This window comes from Caulobacter sp. 602-1, from assembly GCF_003931565.1.
In the GTDB taxonomy this organism is placed as follows: Bacteria; Pseudomonadota; Alphaproteobacteria; order Caulobacterales; family Caulobacteraceae; genus Caulobacter.
On sequence record NZ_RRYI01000006.1, the window covers coordinates 79,249 to 94,278 of the forward strand.

Below are 15,030 nucleotides of genomic sequence, written 5' to 3' on the forward strand. Positions count from 1 at the left end.
GCCTTAGCCTCCCACGTTGTGGCGGACCAAGGCCTTCATGTCCTTGAACAGATCGTGGTCGTCGGTGTCGCGGGTCTTGGCCTTGACGACGGCGACGGCCAACGGGCCGCCCTTGGGTCCCCGCGCCTCATAGCCGGCCAGGCGATAGCCCTTGGGCGCCTTGTCGTTGGCCAGGATAAGGGTCGAACGCACGGAATCGTTGCCGCCCTTCTTGGCGCGGATTTCCGCGCCATGGTCGTTGGCCTTTATGGTGACGTCGCCCTCGTGATCGTCCTCGGCCTGGATATTGACCGAACCATGGGCGTCGTCGCCCTTGAAGTTGACGTTCTTGTTGACCTTCACCTCGGCGGCGCCGCCGTCGCTGTTGATGGTCAGATGACCGATGCGGATGTCCGCGCCGTTGTCGCTGGCGTCGATCTTGACGCCCGGCAGGTTGATGCTGGTGTGGTTCTTTCCCACACCCTTGTGCTCGGGCGGCTTCGGTGGGGCCGGCGGCAGCGGCATGACGCCCTTCAGCTCGGTCTCGATCGGGGCGAGGGCGGCTTCCGCGTCGCCACCGTTCAGCTTGATGAGGCGCAGGTCGACGTTAGCTTCGGCCGAGGCATAGGCGCACGACTGCCCGTCGCCGGCCTTGGACACGAGACTCAGACTCCCCTGTCTGTCTGGGCAGTCGAGGCGGTCGATGACGCGGAGCGGCTCGCGACGGCCCAGCTTGCGCTCGGCGTGCTCGGTCGTGGTGGTCTCGGTGCGCTGGCAGGCGACGAGGGCGGTCGCGCCAACGCCGATCATCAGCGCCGTGGCCAGCCATTTCGCCCGCGATTTCGAATAACGCATGAGTTGTGGGTCTTCCCTGATTTGGCGGGAAGTTGGGCGCGCGCCGGGCGCGCGTCCAGTGAAATCCAAGTAACGAGCAATTGGTCGCAGGCCTATTGGCCCGGACGCGCGCCCGAACCCTCGCGGCGGGCCAGGAAGGCCAGGCGTTCGAACAGGTGCACGTCCTGCTCGTTCTTGAGCAATGCGCCATGCAAGGGCGGGATCAGCTTGGTCGGATCCTTCTCGCGCAGAACTTGATCATCGATGTCCTCGACCAGCAGCAGCTTCAGCCAGTCCAGCAGTTCCGAGGTCGACGGCTTTTTCTTCAGGCCCGGCACCTTGCGCATGTCGTAGAAGATGCGCAGCGCTTCCGACACGAGCTTCTGCTTGATGCCCGGGAAGTGCACGTCGACGATGGCCTGCATCGTCGCCTCCTCGGGGAAGCGGATGTAGTGGAAGAAGCAGCGGCGCAGGAACGCGTCCGGCAGCTCCTTCTCGTTGTTCGAGGTGATGATGATGATCGGCCGGACCTTGGCCTTGATCGTCTCGTTGGTCTCATAGACGTAGAATTCGTTGCGATCGAGCTCCTGCAGGAGATCGTTGGGAAACTCGATGTCGGCCTTGTCGATCTCGTCGATCAACAGCACCGGGCGCTGTTCACTCTCGAACGCCTCCCAGAGTTTGCCTTTCTTGATGTAATTCTTGACGTCCTTGACGCGCTCATCGCCCAGCTGGCTATCGCGCAGGCGACTGACGGCGTCGTACTCGTAGAGGCCTTGCTGGGCCTTGGTGGTCGACTTGATATGCCAGGTGATCAGCGGAGCATTGAGGGCCTTGGCGACCTCGTAGGCCAGCACCGTCTTGCCGGTGCCGGGTTCGCCCTTGATCAGCAGGGGACGCTCCAGAGCGACCGAGGCGTTCACCGCGACCTTGAGGTCGTCGGTCGCCACGTAATCGGAAGTCCCCTCGAAACGCTCGCTCATGCCCATCTCCGCCAGTCGGTTCGAACAGTTGTTCAAAACGAGCTGATCAAACTACCGGCGCTTACGCGCTTGGCAAGTGCCCGTGGCGGAAGGCGGTCAGAGCGGCATGTCGAGCGCGGCCTCGGCGAAGCCCTTGGCCGCCAACCGGGCGCGCAGATGCGCCCGATGATCGCGCCAGTCCTCGGCCAGCAGGCCCAGGCCGACGACGTCGACAGGCCGGCCCTGTTTGACCACATGAGCGCGGAACAAGGCCTCGCGCTGGAAGCCGCTCGCGAGGTGGGAGGCGAGGGCGGCCTGGTTGGTGGCCAGTACTTCGGACCACAGCTTGCGCAACCCCAGAACCTGGAAGGCATGGTCGGCGACCTTGAACTCGGTGAAGCCGCCGAGGCCCAGGCCGCGCGCGCGCTCTTCGGCCAGGTATCGGGCTATGACGCCTCGGCCCTGGCGCGAATCGATTTCGACCAGACTGGTCAGGCCCACGGGGGCGTCCTCCAGCAGAACGACCCAGTCGCGCCGACGCGGATGGCCGACCAGGGTGTCGAACCAGCGATCGTGTTCCTCGCGCGTGATCAGATGGTCGGAATACATGAAGGCCGCGACCTGCGGGCTGTTGCGCCAGGCTAGCAACCGGTCGCGATCGCCTTCTTCGACCGGCCGCAGAACGACGTCAGGCACGACGGTCGCCTCCCAGCATCGCCAGGTCTGGGCGGCCGTGAACGAAGCCACGTACGGCGTCGGACGTGAAGTGCGGGTCGTCGGCATACAGGGCGTCATAGACCGCGCGGACAAACTCCAGGTCGTCGGGCCGATCGACGGTCCAACGCACCGCGCCCTCGTCGGCCGCCTGGGCGTAGCTGGCCAGACGGAAGCGGTCCGGGTTGCGGTAGAGATAGGGGGTCACATGCTCGCGATCGTGCGGATCGCTGGTCTCGGCGGCGGCGCGGCGAAGGGCGGCGGCCGTCATCACCTCGACGTCCAGACCTTTCGGGAAGCTGCGCGGCTCGGCGACGTTGGAGGCGTAGTCCGCGCCGCTGTCCGCGAACCGCGCGATCGTGGCGTCAATCACCTCGGGATCGGCCAGCGGGCAGTCGGCGGTCAGGCGGACCACGGTTCGCGCGGGGCCTAAGGCGTCCAGCGCGCCGATGAAGCGGCCCAGCACATCGTCCAGGTCGCCGCGGTGGATGGGGATCCCCGCCGCCGCCAGAATCTCGACGAGGGGATCGTCGTCGGCCCTGGCCGAGGTCGCAACCACGATGCGCTCCAGCTTGCGGGCGCGGCGCAGGCGCTCGATCTGTCGGAGGATCATCGGCGCTCCGGCCAACGGCGCCAGCACCTTGCCGGGCAGGCGGGTCGAGGACATCCGCGCTTGCAGGATGGCGAGCACCATGGCTAGCCAGCGACCTTTTCACGCAGGGCTTGGGCGACCTCGGCCATCACCGGGGCCCATTGGCCGAGCTCTGGCGGCGAAAAGACGCGCGCCTGCGGATACCAGGGATAGGCATCGGTCCCGAGCTTGGTCCACACCGCCGGGGCGGTGAGCATCCAGATCGGCGCGCCCACCGCGCCCGCCAGGTTGGTGGTGGCGTTGGAAAAGCCGATGATCAGGTCGACCGCGCCGCACAGGGCGGTCAGGTCGTCCAGATCCTGCTTCAGGTCGATGCCGGGCGGATTCCAGATTTCGACGCCGAACCGCTCCTTGGCCAGGGCGATTTCTTCCTCGCAATCGCCATACTGCAGATTGACGAGCGTGACGCCCGGCGTCTTCAGCACCGGTTCCCAGAGCTGGAACGGCGAGAACTGGCGGGCCCGGTCGCCCTTCAGGCTCAGGCTCTTCCACAACAGGCCGACCTTGGGCGAGGGGCCCAGCTTGTCGAGCTCGGCCTTCCAGTAGGCGACTCGCTCCGGATCGGGCGTCAGGAAGGATTTTCGGTTCGGGAAGGCCTCGACGGTGTTGCGCAGGTGGCGAAGGAAGTCGCCCAGCGGCGCCCAGCAATCGAAGCGATCCCAGTCCTGGACGTATGGCGCGGTGCGGTAGACGCGGCCTTCGTGCTTCATGGTCCGGTGGGCGCTGACCTCGACACCGGGGTACGAACGCTCGATCAGCGATTTCAGGCGATGCTCGACCACCAGGGTCATCTTGCCGTCCGGCCCCAGCATCTCGAGGATGTCGGGCAGCATGTTGGAGAACATGACTTCGTCGCCCAGGCCCTGTTCGGCGACGACGAGGACGGTCTTGCCCTTCAGATCCTCGCCCGCCCAACGGGCCGCGGGGATATGGAAGAGGGGGGCGTCGGCGATTTCCGGGAAGAAGCGGGCCTCGTAGGCCTGCCAGCCCTCGGCGACACGGCCCAGCGCCAGCAGGAGCGTGGCGCGGGCGAATTCCATGACCACCAGATCGATGGGATCGCTCGACGACTGCATGGCGGCCTCGCCATCAACCAGCGCGCCGGCGATGTCGCCGAGATCGGCCTTGGCGTAGGCGCGGTTGTGCAGGGCCTTGCTGTGCGTGGGCGCCAGGCGCAGGGCCTCGTCGAAGAAGACGAGCGAGCCGGCGGGGTCGCCCATGTTGCAGAGTATGGTGCCCAAGGTGTTCCAGAGGCCGGCGGATTCGGGATGGATAGCCAGGGCGACCTTCAGCACATCGATCGCTTCGGCTTCACGGTTCAGTTCGCGCAGAGCGCAGGCCAGATTGTTGGCGCCTTCGACATCGTTGGGCCGGGCCAGGCGGAAGTGGGCGAAGAACTTGGCGGCGAACTCGACCATGTTCATGCGGAAGGCTAGGCGTCCCAGGTCGCCGGCGACCGGGCCGTGGTCGGGCAGGAGGGACAGCGCCGCCTCATAGCAGTTCAGGGAGGAGGCGAAGTCGCCCTGCTTTTCACGGGCGATGGCCAGGATGTGCCAGGCCAGGCCCAGTTGCTCGTCCTTCTTCAGCAGCTTCAGAGCCAGCTTGTCGGCCTTGGCGAAATCCTGCTTGTGGACGGCCTCGATCGCCTGGGCGATGATCTTGCCGTTCTCGGCGTTCTTCATTTGCTGCGCCGAGCGCTTCAGGCGCTCGAGGGCTTCGGCCGAGGCCGAATCGCCCATGGCCGTGATGATCTGGCCAGGCTGGATGGGGACCGCGCCCGTGACATCGGTCTGGGCCATGGCGGCGGACGCTTCGAGGGCGCTTTTACTGGACATGGCGAACCGACCTTGGGACTCTGCTATTAACCATGTTTTGAGGGGCTATGCTTAATTGAGTCCTAAGCCGCGTCTTACGGTCGCAAGACCGGGTGAATTGCGGCAAGACGGCGTTAACACGTCTTCGCCTAGCTTCCCCCACGAGCCGTCATGTCGACGGAACCGGGCGAAGCAGCGTCAACGAAGGAGCGGCCTTAAGTGCCTTTGAAGCTGTCGCTGAAGCCCGGCGAAAAGTTCGTTCTCAACGGCGCCGTGGTCCAGAATGGGGATCGGCGCGGGGTTCTGGTGCTCCAGAACAAGGCCTCCGTCCTCCGCGAGAAGGACATCATGCAGCCGGACCAGGTCACGACGCCCGCGCGCCGGATCTATTTCCCGGTGATGATGATGTACCTCGACGAGGCCGCAGCCGAGAAGTTCTTCGAGGACTTCGCGGGTCGCCTTAACGAATTCATGGGAGTTGTACGCAATCCTGTGGTTCTGCAGGACTGCATCGCCATTTCGAAGCACGTGATGGCGCGTGAGTACTACAAGGCTCTGATGTTGAGCCGTAAGTTGATTGAATACGAAGACGAGAGGTTGGGGCATGTCTCTTCGGGCGTATCAGCAGGCGGCGACGCGGGCTGAGAATCCCCGTGAAATGGAGTACCGCCTGTTCGGTCAGGTGACGCGCGCCCTCATGGACGCGTCCCGGGCCCCGGCGGACGACATTTCCACGCGGATCGACGCATTGGATTGGAATCGCAAGGTCTGGTCGGCCTTGGCGACCGACTGTTCCTTGCCTGAAAACCAACTGCCCAAAGAGCTTCGGGCCAGCATCATTTCGCTGAGTCTGTGGGTCGGTCGTCACTCCAGCGCCGTGATGCGCAAGGAGGAGGACTTCGAGCCCCTGATCGAGATCAACCGCATGATGATGCAGGGTCTGTCCGCGCGCGCTGACGCCGCCTGATTCTTCGGTTTCCGCAAGGCTGAACGTCTTGCCTACCTGCTTCGGAAAAACCTGCCGCCCGGCGAATCCTGCATTCGCCGGGCGGTTTCGTTTTTGGCCCTAGTGGCGAGCTAAATTCAATAAAATCAATATTTTAGACGTTGGACTCGATCTCGGTTCGGTTGGCCCGCTGCTTGCGATGGCTCGTGCGGGGCAAAACGCCCGACCGGCAATACGCCGGGCAAATCCCACCAAAACGGTAGGTATCAAATGCTGAACTCGATCAACACCAACCCGGGCGCCCTTCTTGCGCTCCAAAACCTGAACGCAACCAACACGGAGCTCGCCACTACCCAGAGCCGTATCAACACCGGCAAGAAGGTTGGAACCGCCAAGGACAATGGCGCGATCTGGTCGATGGCCAAGATGCAAAGCGCGAGCTCGAGCTCGTTGAACGCCGTGAAGGATTCGCTCCAGCGCGGTCAGTCGACGATCGATGTTGCTCTCGCGGCAGGCGACACCATCACCGATCTGCTCACGAAGATGAAGGAAAAGGCCCTGGCCGCTTCCGACACCTCGCTGAACACCGCCTCGTTCAACGCGCTGAAGTCGGACTTCGAGACGCTCCGTGGCCAAATCGAAAAGGCCGCGGCAAACGCGAAGTTCAATGGCGTCAGCCTGGCGGACGGCACGACAGCCCAGATCAGCTTCCTGGCCAACGCGGACGGGGGCAACTTCACGGTCCAGGCGCAAAACCTGGGTCTTGTGGGTCTTGGTCTGGTGACCGGCAGCAACACCTTCACCTCGGCATCGACGGCCAAGTCGATGATCGATGTCATGTCGAAGGCGTTGCAAACGGCGACGAACAAACTGTCTTCCCTGGGCACGTCCTCGACCGGTCTGGATACTCACCTGACCTTCGTGGGCAAGCTGCAGGACAGCCTGGACGCCGGCGTGGGCAACCTCGTCGACGCGGACCTGGCGAAGGAAAGCGCCAAGCTGCAGTCGCTGCAAACCAAACAGCAACTGGGTGTCCAAGCGCTCTCGATCGCCAATCAGAGCCCGCAGACGATCCTGTCGCTGTTCAAGGGGTGAGCCCGATACGCCGGACGGCCGTCAAAAGCCGTCCGGCGCCTCTTTCCTGTTGGGTGCGCATTATGTGCCCGGCAATAATTTCCCATGAACGAAAACCCTCGGCAGAAATTGCCGGGGGTTTTCGTTATTAACAGACCTATAACGCAATAATTTCAGCGGCTTATGTGGGGCTTGCCGCTAGGTAGTTTTGGCCCGGCAATTGCTACAGACCTTTTCGAGCAAAATGCTCCCGGCAGCCAAAATGGCGTCGGATACCTTGAAAAGGAACCTACTCGTATGCCGCTGAATAGCATCAATACGAATTCTGGCGCTCTGATCGCCCTGCAAAACCTGAACACCACCAACAGCGAACTCGGCGTCACTCAGCAACGCATCAACACCGGCAAGAAGGTCGGTAACGCCAAGGACAACGGCGCCATCTGGGCCATGTCCAAGATTCAGAACGCGACCTCGTCGTCCCTGAACTCGGTGAAGGACTCGCTGCAGCGCGGCCAGTCGACGATCGACGTGGCCCTGGCCGCCGGCGACACCATCACCGACCTGCTCAGCAAGATGAAGGAAAAGGCCCTGGCCGCTTCCGACACTTCGCTGAACACCGCTTCGTTCAACGCCCTGTTGTCGGACTTCACCTCGCTGCGCGAACAGGTCCAGAAGGCCGCCGACAACGCCAAGTTCAACGGCGCCAGCCTGGCCGACGGCAAGGTCACGAACATGACCTTCCTGGCCAATTCGGACGGCACGGGCTTTACCGTGAAGGCCCAGACCCTGGGTCTGGCCGGTCTCGGCCTGACCACCGCTACCCCGGCCTTCAGTTCGGCCTCGTCCGCCAAGTCGATGATCAGCGACATCGACAAGGCCATCGGCACGGCCACCAATAAGCTGGCCTCGCTGGGCACTAGCTCTGTCGGCCTCGACACCCACCTGACCTTCATCGGCAAGCTGCAAGACAGCCTGGACGCCGGCGTCGGCAACCTGGTGGACGCCGACCTGGCCAAGGAAAGCGCCAAGCTACAGTCGCTGCAGACCAAGCAACAGCTGGGTGTGCAGGCGCTGTCGATCGCCAACCAGTCCACGTCGTCGATCCTGAGTCTGTTCCGCTAAGGAATGGGGCGGAGGCGGGCTCGCGTGGTCCGCCTCCGCCATTCCTGGTGATCGACGAACAAGGAGAGAAGCAAGAGAGGAGGGCCGGCTCGCAAGTCGGTGGCTAGAAAATGGAACCCAAGGCCGCTTTGTCGGCGATCAGAGACTTCGTCGCCTCAACCGTCCCCGCAACGAACGCCCCGGATCCGTCCGAGGGCGTCAATCTCGTTTCGGCTCCGGCTGAAGCTCCGGCTGTCCAGCCGGTCGAGCACGAGCAGGCTCCTCCGGTCGAGGCTGGCCCGCAGCCGGGCGATCTTCGCCTGGTGATCGAGCAGGACGGCGACTCTGGCGAGTATGTCTACAAGACCGTGGACCGCCGTACGGGCGAGACGCTGCAGCAGTTTCCGCGCGAGCAGATCCTGAAGCTGCGCGAGGAAGCCACCTACGCGTCGGGCGACGTCTTCGACGGAAAGGCCTGAGCGAAACGCCGGGCGGCGTGGCGGGTGCGACCGCGGGTCGCATGTGTAAATGGACATGGTTTATAAGCGTTAACCATAATCTTACTTTCTGACCCCAATTTGGGCGGCGACCAGATCGCTCGCCGAATCGCGCGCGATCGCAACCAACGGCAAAATCGCCGATCGGAGGCCGCGCATGACGCTGAGCGTCAACACGAACCAGCCCGCGCTGATCGCGCTGCAGAACCTGAACCGCACCAACGACGACATGCAGGCGGTGCAGACCCGGATCAATACGGGTGAAGCCATCTCGACCGCCAAGGACAACGCGGCGGTCTGGTCGATCGCGCAGGAGCAGCGCGGCGACATGAGCGCGCTCAGCGCCGTCAAGATGAGCCTGGATCGCGCGACCTCGATCGCCGACGTGGCCCTGGCCGCCGGCGATTCGATCTCGGACCTGCTGAAGCTGTTGCGCGAGAAGGTGGTGGCCGCCAAGGACACCTCGCTGACCACGTCCTCGCGGACCTCGCTGAACGCCGACTTCCAGGGGCTGCTCAAGAATCTGGACCAGGTCGTCAAGAGCGCCGTGTTCGACGGCGCCAACCTCTTGGACGGCAGCCAGGCCGCCGACATGCAGTTCCTGGCCGACGCCGACGCGGCTCAGGCCATCACGCTGTCGCTGCAGAACCTGTCGCTGGGCGGCACGATCAACACCCTGACGGCGACCGACGACATTCTGACGCCGGCCAATGCCGACGCGGTGTTCCAGCGCCTTGAAGCGTCCATGACCGCGATCAATCAGGCGGTCGGCAACATCGGCACGCAGGCCAAGCAAATCGACGCCCACAGCAGCTTCGTGGGCAAGCTGAACGACGTGCTGGAGACGGGGGTGGGCAACCTGGTCGACGCCGACCTCGCCAAGGAAAGCGCTCGCTTGCAGGCCTTGCAGGTCAAGCAGCAGCTCGGCGCTCAGGCGCTGTCGATCGCCAACAGCGCGCCGCAGATCATCCTGTCGCTGTTCAAGGGCGGGTAAGGCCTCCGCAGCGCGACGACGCCTCAAAGCCTCCTAGGTCCTGTCGCATCGGCGAGTTAAGGTTCCACGAGGCGAACCGGGGATTCGGCGGCGGGCATGATCGAACTTCGCGACTTACGGGATGAGGACGAGGCGATCCTCTTTCAGTGGCGCTCCGAACCGGAGGTCGACCGCTGGATGTCCGACGCTGAACTGCCGAGCCGCGAGGCTCACGCGGCGTGGTTCAACGCCCTGAGGACCGATCCCGATCTGCGCGGCTGGATGATCACCCGAGCTGGCGCGCCCATGGGGCTGATCACCCTGTCGGGTCTGAGCAGCCATCACCGCCGCGCCAGTCTGCATTGGTTCCTCGGTTCGGCCGAGGCCCGGGGCAGGGGCGTCGGCCGCGCCGCCCAGGTGCTGGGGCTGGATCTGGCCTTCGGCGAGCTGGGCCTGCACAAGGTGTTCGCCGAGGTCATGGCCGACAACGACGCGGCCCTGAAGGCTCAGTCCGCCGCCGGTTTCCGCCGCGAGGGCTATCTGCGCGGCCACGTGCTGAAGGGCGGCGAGGCGCGCGACGTCGTGCTGCTGGGCATATTGGCCTCGGAGTGGGCGGAGTTGCGCGAGGGCGCCCGCCGGGCGCTATCCGACGCCAACCTTATCGCCGCTTAAGTCCAATCGTTAAGGAGTCGTCAGCGATCGTCTGGCAAAGGTGCAGGCGGGACGTTCTGCGCCCCGATTGGAACAGGTCGTGATCAGCTTCGATTCCAGTATCCTGCTAAGCTACTATCAGGCCCGCGCGGGCGTGACGGGGGCCGCCGCGTCTGGAACGTCCACGACCACGGCGTCGGGCGGCAAGAAGGCCGTCGTGCCGAACGCGCCCTGGCTGGGCAACGCGCCCGCGGCTAGCGAGCAGGTCCGTTCGGCGCTGAATGGCCGCAAGTTCGTCGACGAGGGCGCCAACGCCTCCAGCCTCAAGGGCGTGAGTCCCGACTACAAGAAGCTGTTCGCCTCGTACCAGGCGCTCAGCACCATGTCGGCCCTGATCACCCAGGCCGGACAGAAGGGCCAGACCGACGGCGAGATCAAGCGCCTGCAGACCGCCTTGACGCGCGGCCTGGGCGAGGTCACCAGCTATGTCCAGGGTTTGTCTCTGGATCAGATGCGCCTCACCACCGGCGCGGCGATGACCAGCGACAAGGCCACGGCCGGGGTTCCCAAGAACACCACCACCTATACGACCGACACGCTGTTCAGCGGTCAGGCCGACGCCGAGGTGCCGCGATTCCAGGGCGACGTCTCGTTCGGCGTCGCGGTCAAGAGTTTCGGCGTCACCACCAATATCACCATGGATCTGGCCGATATGGGCTCGACGCCCCGGACCATGTCCAATGTTGTCAGCTACATGAACGGCAAGCTGAAGGCGGCCGGGTTCAACACCAGCTTCGCGGTCCAGCGCACGGCGGGCCAGGAGCGCACGGTCCAGGTTGGCGGCAAGCCCGTGACCCTGCCGGCCACCGGCGACGACTTCGCCCTGAAGATCAATGGCGACATCGCCGAGCAGGTGACCTTCAGCGCCCCGACGACCGCTCCTGCGGTCTATGTCACGACCAAGGCTGGCGATCCGGATCCCGACAAGGATTCGAAGACCGACGACGCCAAGTACGAAAACACCCTGACCAAATACAGCGCGGCCGGGACCGGGGGCGGCGCCAACGCCGGCGCGCCAGGCGGCAAGGTATTTACCGAGACCCTGCAGGGCACGATCAACAGCGTCCGCAAGTCGGTGACCGGCGCGGACGGCTCAGTCTACATGCTCGCGGATGTCGACACCGAGGTCGACGGCAAGCTAGACCTGAACGGCCAGCCGATCAAGGGCGACAGCGACGTCGCCCTGCTCAAGTACGACAGCGCCGGCCATCTGCTCTACGCCCGCACCCTGGGCGCGACCGACGAGGCCACCGGCCTGTCCCTGGCTGTCGGCGACGACGGCAGCGTCGCCGTCGCCGGTTCGGTCACCGGCCGCCTGAATGGCGCGGTCAACGGTCCGATCAACAGCGGCGACACCGGCGCGACCAGCGACAGCTTCGTCACCCGCTACGACTCCAAGGGCGACGAGCAGTGGACCGTGCGCCGTGGTGGTCTGCAGGACGACGAGGCCACGGCCCTGGCGTTTGGCTCGGATGGCGTCCTCTATGTCGGCGGCCGTAGTAAGTCGGATCTGCCGGGCGCTGTGGGAACGGACCCCAGCGGCGGCTACGACGCCTATTTGACGGCTTTCGCCACCAACAGCGCCGGCAAGCCCCAGGCGCTGTTCACCCAGAAATTCGGCACGACCGAGAACGACAGCGTCTCGGACATTGTCGTCAACGGCTCGCAGGTCATCGTCGGCTCGAAGGAGAACGGCTCGGCGACGCTGCGCAGCTTCGACGTCTCGGCCAATGTCGTGACCGAGAATGTCAGCAAGCTGGACCAGTACGGCGCCTATCAGACCGTTCCGGTCACCTATACGAAGACCGCCACGGTCACGGTCGGCGCCAAGCGCGACCTCGGCTCGCTGAAGGGCGGCGATCTGGTCGGGCTGAAGATCGACGGCGGCCAGCTCTATGTCGGCGGCTCCACGGCCAACAACGTTATGTCGATCAATGGCGCGACGACCGCGCCGTCGGGCGGCATGGACGCCTTCGTCGGCCGCATGTCGCTGGACCTCTCCAACAACAGCGCCGATGCGCTGACCTATTACGGCGGCACGGGCGACGAGACGGTCACCGGCTTCGACGTGTCGAACGGCACGGCATGGCTGGTCGGCTCGGCCGGCGCGAACCTGGACGGTCAGGGAACGGTCGGGACCAAGGACGGCTACGTCGCCCAGGTCAATGTCGGCACGGGCAATGTCGACTGGAGCCAGCGCCTGACCGGCAAGGACGGCTATGCCACGCCCACCTCGGTGGCTGTCGCCAAGACCGGCGCCTCGTCGCTGGACGCCCTGGGCCTGCCCGCCGGGACCATGAGTTACACCCAGTCCGACCGGATCGTCTCGGCGACCGCGGCTCGGGCCGGCGACACGTTCCAGATCCGCACCCGAGAGCGCGGCAATCTCACCTCGATCACCATCGAGGCCAACGACACGCTCGAGACCCTGGCCGACAAGATCAAGCGCGCTTCGGGCTTCCGCGCCAAGGTCGAGACCGTCACCAGCGGCGACAAACGGGTTCTGAAGATCAGCCCGGCCTCCAACACCTCGACGATCGAGATCGTGGCGGGCAAGGGCGGGACGGACGTGCTCAGCGCCCTGGGTCTTGCCGGCGGCGTCGTGCGCGCCACCAAGACGGAGGACGGCAAGACGGTGTCGGCCGACGGCAGCGGTCCGGTCTACGGCCTCAGCCTGCCGCCCGAGCTGGACCTGACCTCCGAAGCGGGGCGCAAGAACGCCAGCATGGTCATCCAGCGGGCGATGTCGTCGGTCCGCAGCGCCTATCGCGAGATCGCCGACACGGCCATGGGCGTAAAGAGCGACAGTTCGAAAAGCGCCGGCAAGACGGATGGCGCGGTGCCGGCCTACCTGACCAGCCAGCTGGCCAACTATCAGGCGGCCCTGAACCGCCTCACGGGCGGCAGCTAAGCCCCATATTCTGGTCCGCCGAGCTTGAAAGCGTCATCGACGCGTCGTAGCCAGGGGCCATGGACTTTCTGCAAGATCGCCGAACCCTCATCTTCGCTGGCGGCGGCGCGCTCGCGCTGCTGGCCGGTCTGGGCATCGCCGTGGCCCTGATGTCGGGACACGACAAGAAGCCGGACGAGGCTCCGCCAGCCTCGCGGGGCGGTCTGATCGTCGAGACCGGACGTGACGACGACAGCAAGCTGGATCCCGCACGGCCGCTGCGCTGCTTCGTGGGCGGGACCTTCGTCGGCGAGATCACCCTGGCCGAATGCGCCAAGAAAAACGGCGTCGCCACGGGCGCGCTGGATGTCGGCGTCGATGAGACGGGCGCGCTGGCCGCCGCCGATCAGGCCGGCACGGTCCTGACCCCGCTGCCCCCGACCCCGACCGTCTCCGCGCCCGCCGCGACCCCGACGTCCCCCGCGACGACGCCGACCTCCTCGGCCAACACCGCGGCCAGCACGCCGCTCGGCGCCTGCTGGCGCTACGCCGGCAACGAGTGGCGACGCCTGCCCGGCGAGATCACCCTCAACGCCTGCGCCCAGCAACTGTTCGGCGGCCGTTGCGAGAAGGTCGGCGGCGCCACCTACGGCCGCTGGGGCGAGGAAACGTTGCGCCTGGTGCCGGGCCGCGTCGAGATCTCGTCCGACAACCGCAGCTTCCACACCGCGTTCGACCAGGGCGCCAACTGCTCTATCCCGAACGGCTGATAGGTTTATAAGTGTAATCCATGAGCAAGACCGTCCTCGCCGCCGCCGCCATTCTGACCGTTTCCAGTCTCGCGCTCGCGGGTTGCGAGAAGCAGACCAAGGCGCCGTTCGAGCAGGGCGTCTGCTTCCAGGTGGCGACCAACAAGGACGGCACGTTGCGCTACAACCCGGTGGCCCGGAACGTGCCGCAGATGGAAGAGTGCGCCGCCACCCTGGAAGGCGTGCGCATGCGTTTCGTGCGCATGGGTCAGTCCAACAGCGCAGGCATGGTCGGCGCCTACCAAGGCTCGTTCATCTTCCTCGAGAAGGAAGGCATCTATGTCGGCCAGACCTATGAGGGGCCGCGCTTCATGTCGCTGGTCCGCACCGGCGACGGCCGCCTGGCCGTGCCGGGCGCGATCCGTCGCCAGTAACCCCGGGGCGGGAGCGGGGCGGTCCGTCCGTCCACAGCCGTCCTTCCCGTCCACAAGAACGTTACAAGAACAAAACTTGCGCGCGCCGTAAGCTCTCGTTAACGTCTCGCCTCAGATTCCGGCGCGAGGGTCGCCGGGCGTGAACAAGGGCGAGCGATGGCTGGCAGCGTCAACAAGGTCATTCTGGTGGGCAACCTCGGGGCCGATCCCGAGATCCGCAGCCTCGGTTCGGGCGACCGCGTCGCCAATCTCCGCATCGCCACCTCCGAGACCTGGCGCGACCGCAACAGCGGCGAGCGCAAGGAAAAGACCGAGTGGCACCGCGTCGTGATCTTCAACGACAACCTGGTGAAGGTCGCCGAGCAGTACCTGCGCAAGGGATCGACGGTCTATATCGAGGGCGCCATCCAGACCCGCAAGTGGACCGACAACACCGGCGCCGAGAAGTATTCGACCGAGATCGTGCTGCAGAAGTTCCGCGGCGAACTGACCATGCTGGGCGGTCGCGGCGACAGCGCCGGCGCCTCGTCCGGCGGTGGCGGCGGTGACGAGTACGGCGGCGGCTATTCGGGCGGCGGCGGCTCCAGCTTCGGTGGCGGCGGCCAGCGCAGCCAGCCCAGCGGCCCGCGCGAGAGCTTCTCGGCCGACCTGGACGACGAAATCCCGTTCTAGGGAACAGTGGAAGGCCGACGGCGGCCGT

General features: G+C 65.2%; 16 protein-coding genes. 11 read left to right on the top strand and 5 right to left on the bottom strand.

All coding sequences use genetic code 11. From position 1 onward, the window contains the following. Positions 1–3 precede the first annotated feature (3 nt). From EIK80_RS17775 to EIK80_RS17795, 5 genes are all read right to left on the bottom strand, one after another. The gene (locus EIK80_RS17775) at positions 4–834 is read right to left on the bottom strand and encodes a hypothetical protein (RefSeq protein WP_125158357.1); all 831 of its coding nucleotides are present in this window, start codon (positions 832–834) and stop codon (positions 4–6) included. A gap of 92 nt (positions 835–926) precedes the next feature. After that, on the bottom strand, positions 927–1,796 hold the full coding sequence (locus EIK80_RS17780) for a MoxR family ATPase (protein ID WP_125158358.1): 870 nt from the start codon (positions 1,794–1,796) through the stop codon (positions 927–929). Positions 1,797–1,892: 96 nt separating this feature from the next. Beyond that, positions 1,893–2,471, bottom strand: coding sequence for a UDP-4-amino-4,6-dideoxy-N-acetyl-beta-L-altrosamine N-acetyltransferase (gene pseH / locus EIK80_RS17785; RefSeq protein ID WP_233586871.1), 579 nt, complete (start codon positions 2,469–2,471; stop codon positions 1,893–1,895). Then, on the bottom strand, positions 2,464–3,183 hold the full coding sequence (locus EIK80_RS17790) for a cytidylyltransferase domain-containing protein (protein WP_125158360.1): 720 nt from the start codon (positions 3,181–3,183) through the stop codon (positions 2,464–2,466). The genes pseH (EIK80_RS17785) and EIK80_RS17790 overlap by 8 nt, the downstream gene beginning before the upstream one ends. Positions 3,184–3,185: 2 nt before the next feature. Next, positions 3,186–4,976 carry a tetratricopeptide repeat protein gene (locus EIK80_RS17795; protein ID WP_125158361.1) on the bottom strand — a complete coding sequence of 597 codons (1,791 nt, stop codon included), beginning with the start codon at positions 4,974–4,976 and terminating at the stop codon, positions 3,186–3,188. A gap of 198 nt (positions 4,977–5,174) precedes the next feature. Between EIK80_RS17795 and flbT the strand changes: the two genes are divergently transcribed. The 11 genes from flbT to ssb all read left to right on the top strand — a co-directional run bounded on the left by flbT (position 5,175) and on the right by ssb (position 15,002). Beyond that, positions 5,175–5,600, top strand: coding sequence for a flagellar biosynthesis repressor FlbT (flbT, locus tag EIK80_RS17800; protein WP_125158362.1), 426 nt, complete (start codon positions 5,175–5,177; stop codon positions 5,598–5,600). After that, positions 5,560–5,922 (top strand): flagellar biosynthesis regulator FlaF, encoded by a 363-nt coding sequence (flaF, locus tag EIK80_RS17805; RefSeq protein ID WP_125158363.1) that lies wholly within the window; start codon positions 5,560–5,562, stop codon positions 5,920–5,922. The genes flbT and flaF overlap by 41 nt, the downstream gene beginning before the upstream one ends. A gap of 249 nt (positions 5,923–6,171) precedes the next feature. Then, a complete protein-coding gene (locus EIK80_RS17810; protein WP_125158364.1) occupies positions 6,172–6,996 on the top strand; it encodes a flagellin in 825 nt (274 codons plus the stop codon). Positions 6,997–7,272: 276 nt separating this feature from the next. Further along, positions 7,273–8,097, top strand: a complete 825-nt coding sequence (locus tag EIK80_RS17815) for a flagellin (protein WP_125158365.1) — start codon at positions 7,273–7,275, stop codon at positions 8,095–8,097. A gap of 110 nt (positions 8,098–8,207) precedes the next feature. Next, a complete protein-coding gene (locus EIK80_RS17820) occupies positions 8,208–8,555 on the top strand; it encodes a hypothetical protein (RefSeq protein WP_125158366.1) in 348 nt (115 codons plus the stop codon). Between the two features lie 175 nt (positions 8,556–8,730). Next, entirely contained in the window at positions 8,731–9,567 is an 837-nt protein-coding gene (locus EIK80_RS17825) for a flagellin (RefSeq protein WP_125158367.1), read from the top strand. Between the two features lie 96 nt (positions 9,568–9,663). Further along, positions 9,664–10,218 (top strand): UDP-4-amino-4,6-dideoxy-N-acetyl-beta-L-altrosamine N-acetyltransferase, encoded by a 555-nt coding sequence (pseH, locus tag EIK80_RS17830; RefSeq protein ID WP_125158368.1) that lies wholly within the window; start codon positions 9,664–9,666, stop codon positions 10,216–10,218. A gap of 79 nt (positions 10,219–10,297) precedes the next feature. Then, a complete protein-coding gene (locus EIK80_RS17835) occupies positions 10,298–13,168 on the top strand; it encodes a hypothetical protein (protein ID WP_125158369.1) in 2,871 nt (956 codons plus the stop codon). 59 nt (positions 13,169–13,227) lie between these two features. Continuing rightward, positions 13,228–13,917 (top strand): hypothetical protein, encoded by a 690-nt coding sequence (locus EIK80_RS17840; RefSeq protein WP_125158370.1) that lies wholly within the window; start codon positions 13,228–13,230, stop codon positions 13,915–13,917. A gap of 20 nt (positions 13,918–13,937) precedes the next feature. Continuing rightward, positions 13,938–14,330 (top strand): hypothetical protein, encoded by a 393-nt coding sequence (locus EIK80_RS17845; RefSeq protein ID WP_125158371.1) that lies wholly within the window; start codon positions 13,938–13,940, stop codon positions 14,328–14,330. 156 nt (positions 14,331–14,486) lie between these two features. Further along, positions 14,487–15,002 carry a single-stranded DNA-binding protein gene (ssb, locus tag EIK80_RS17850; protein ID WP_125158372.1) on the top strand — a complete coding sequence of 172 codons (516 nt, stop codon included), beginning with the start codon at positions 14,487–14,489 and terminating at the stop codon, positions 15,000–15,002. Positions 15,003–15,030 lie beyond the last annotated feature (28 nt).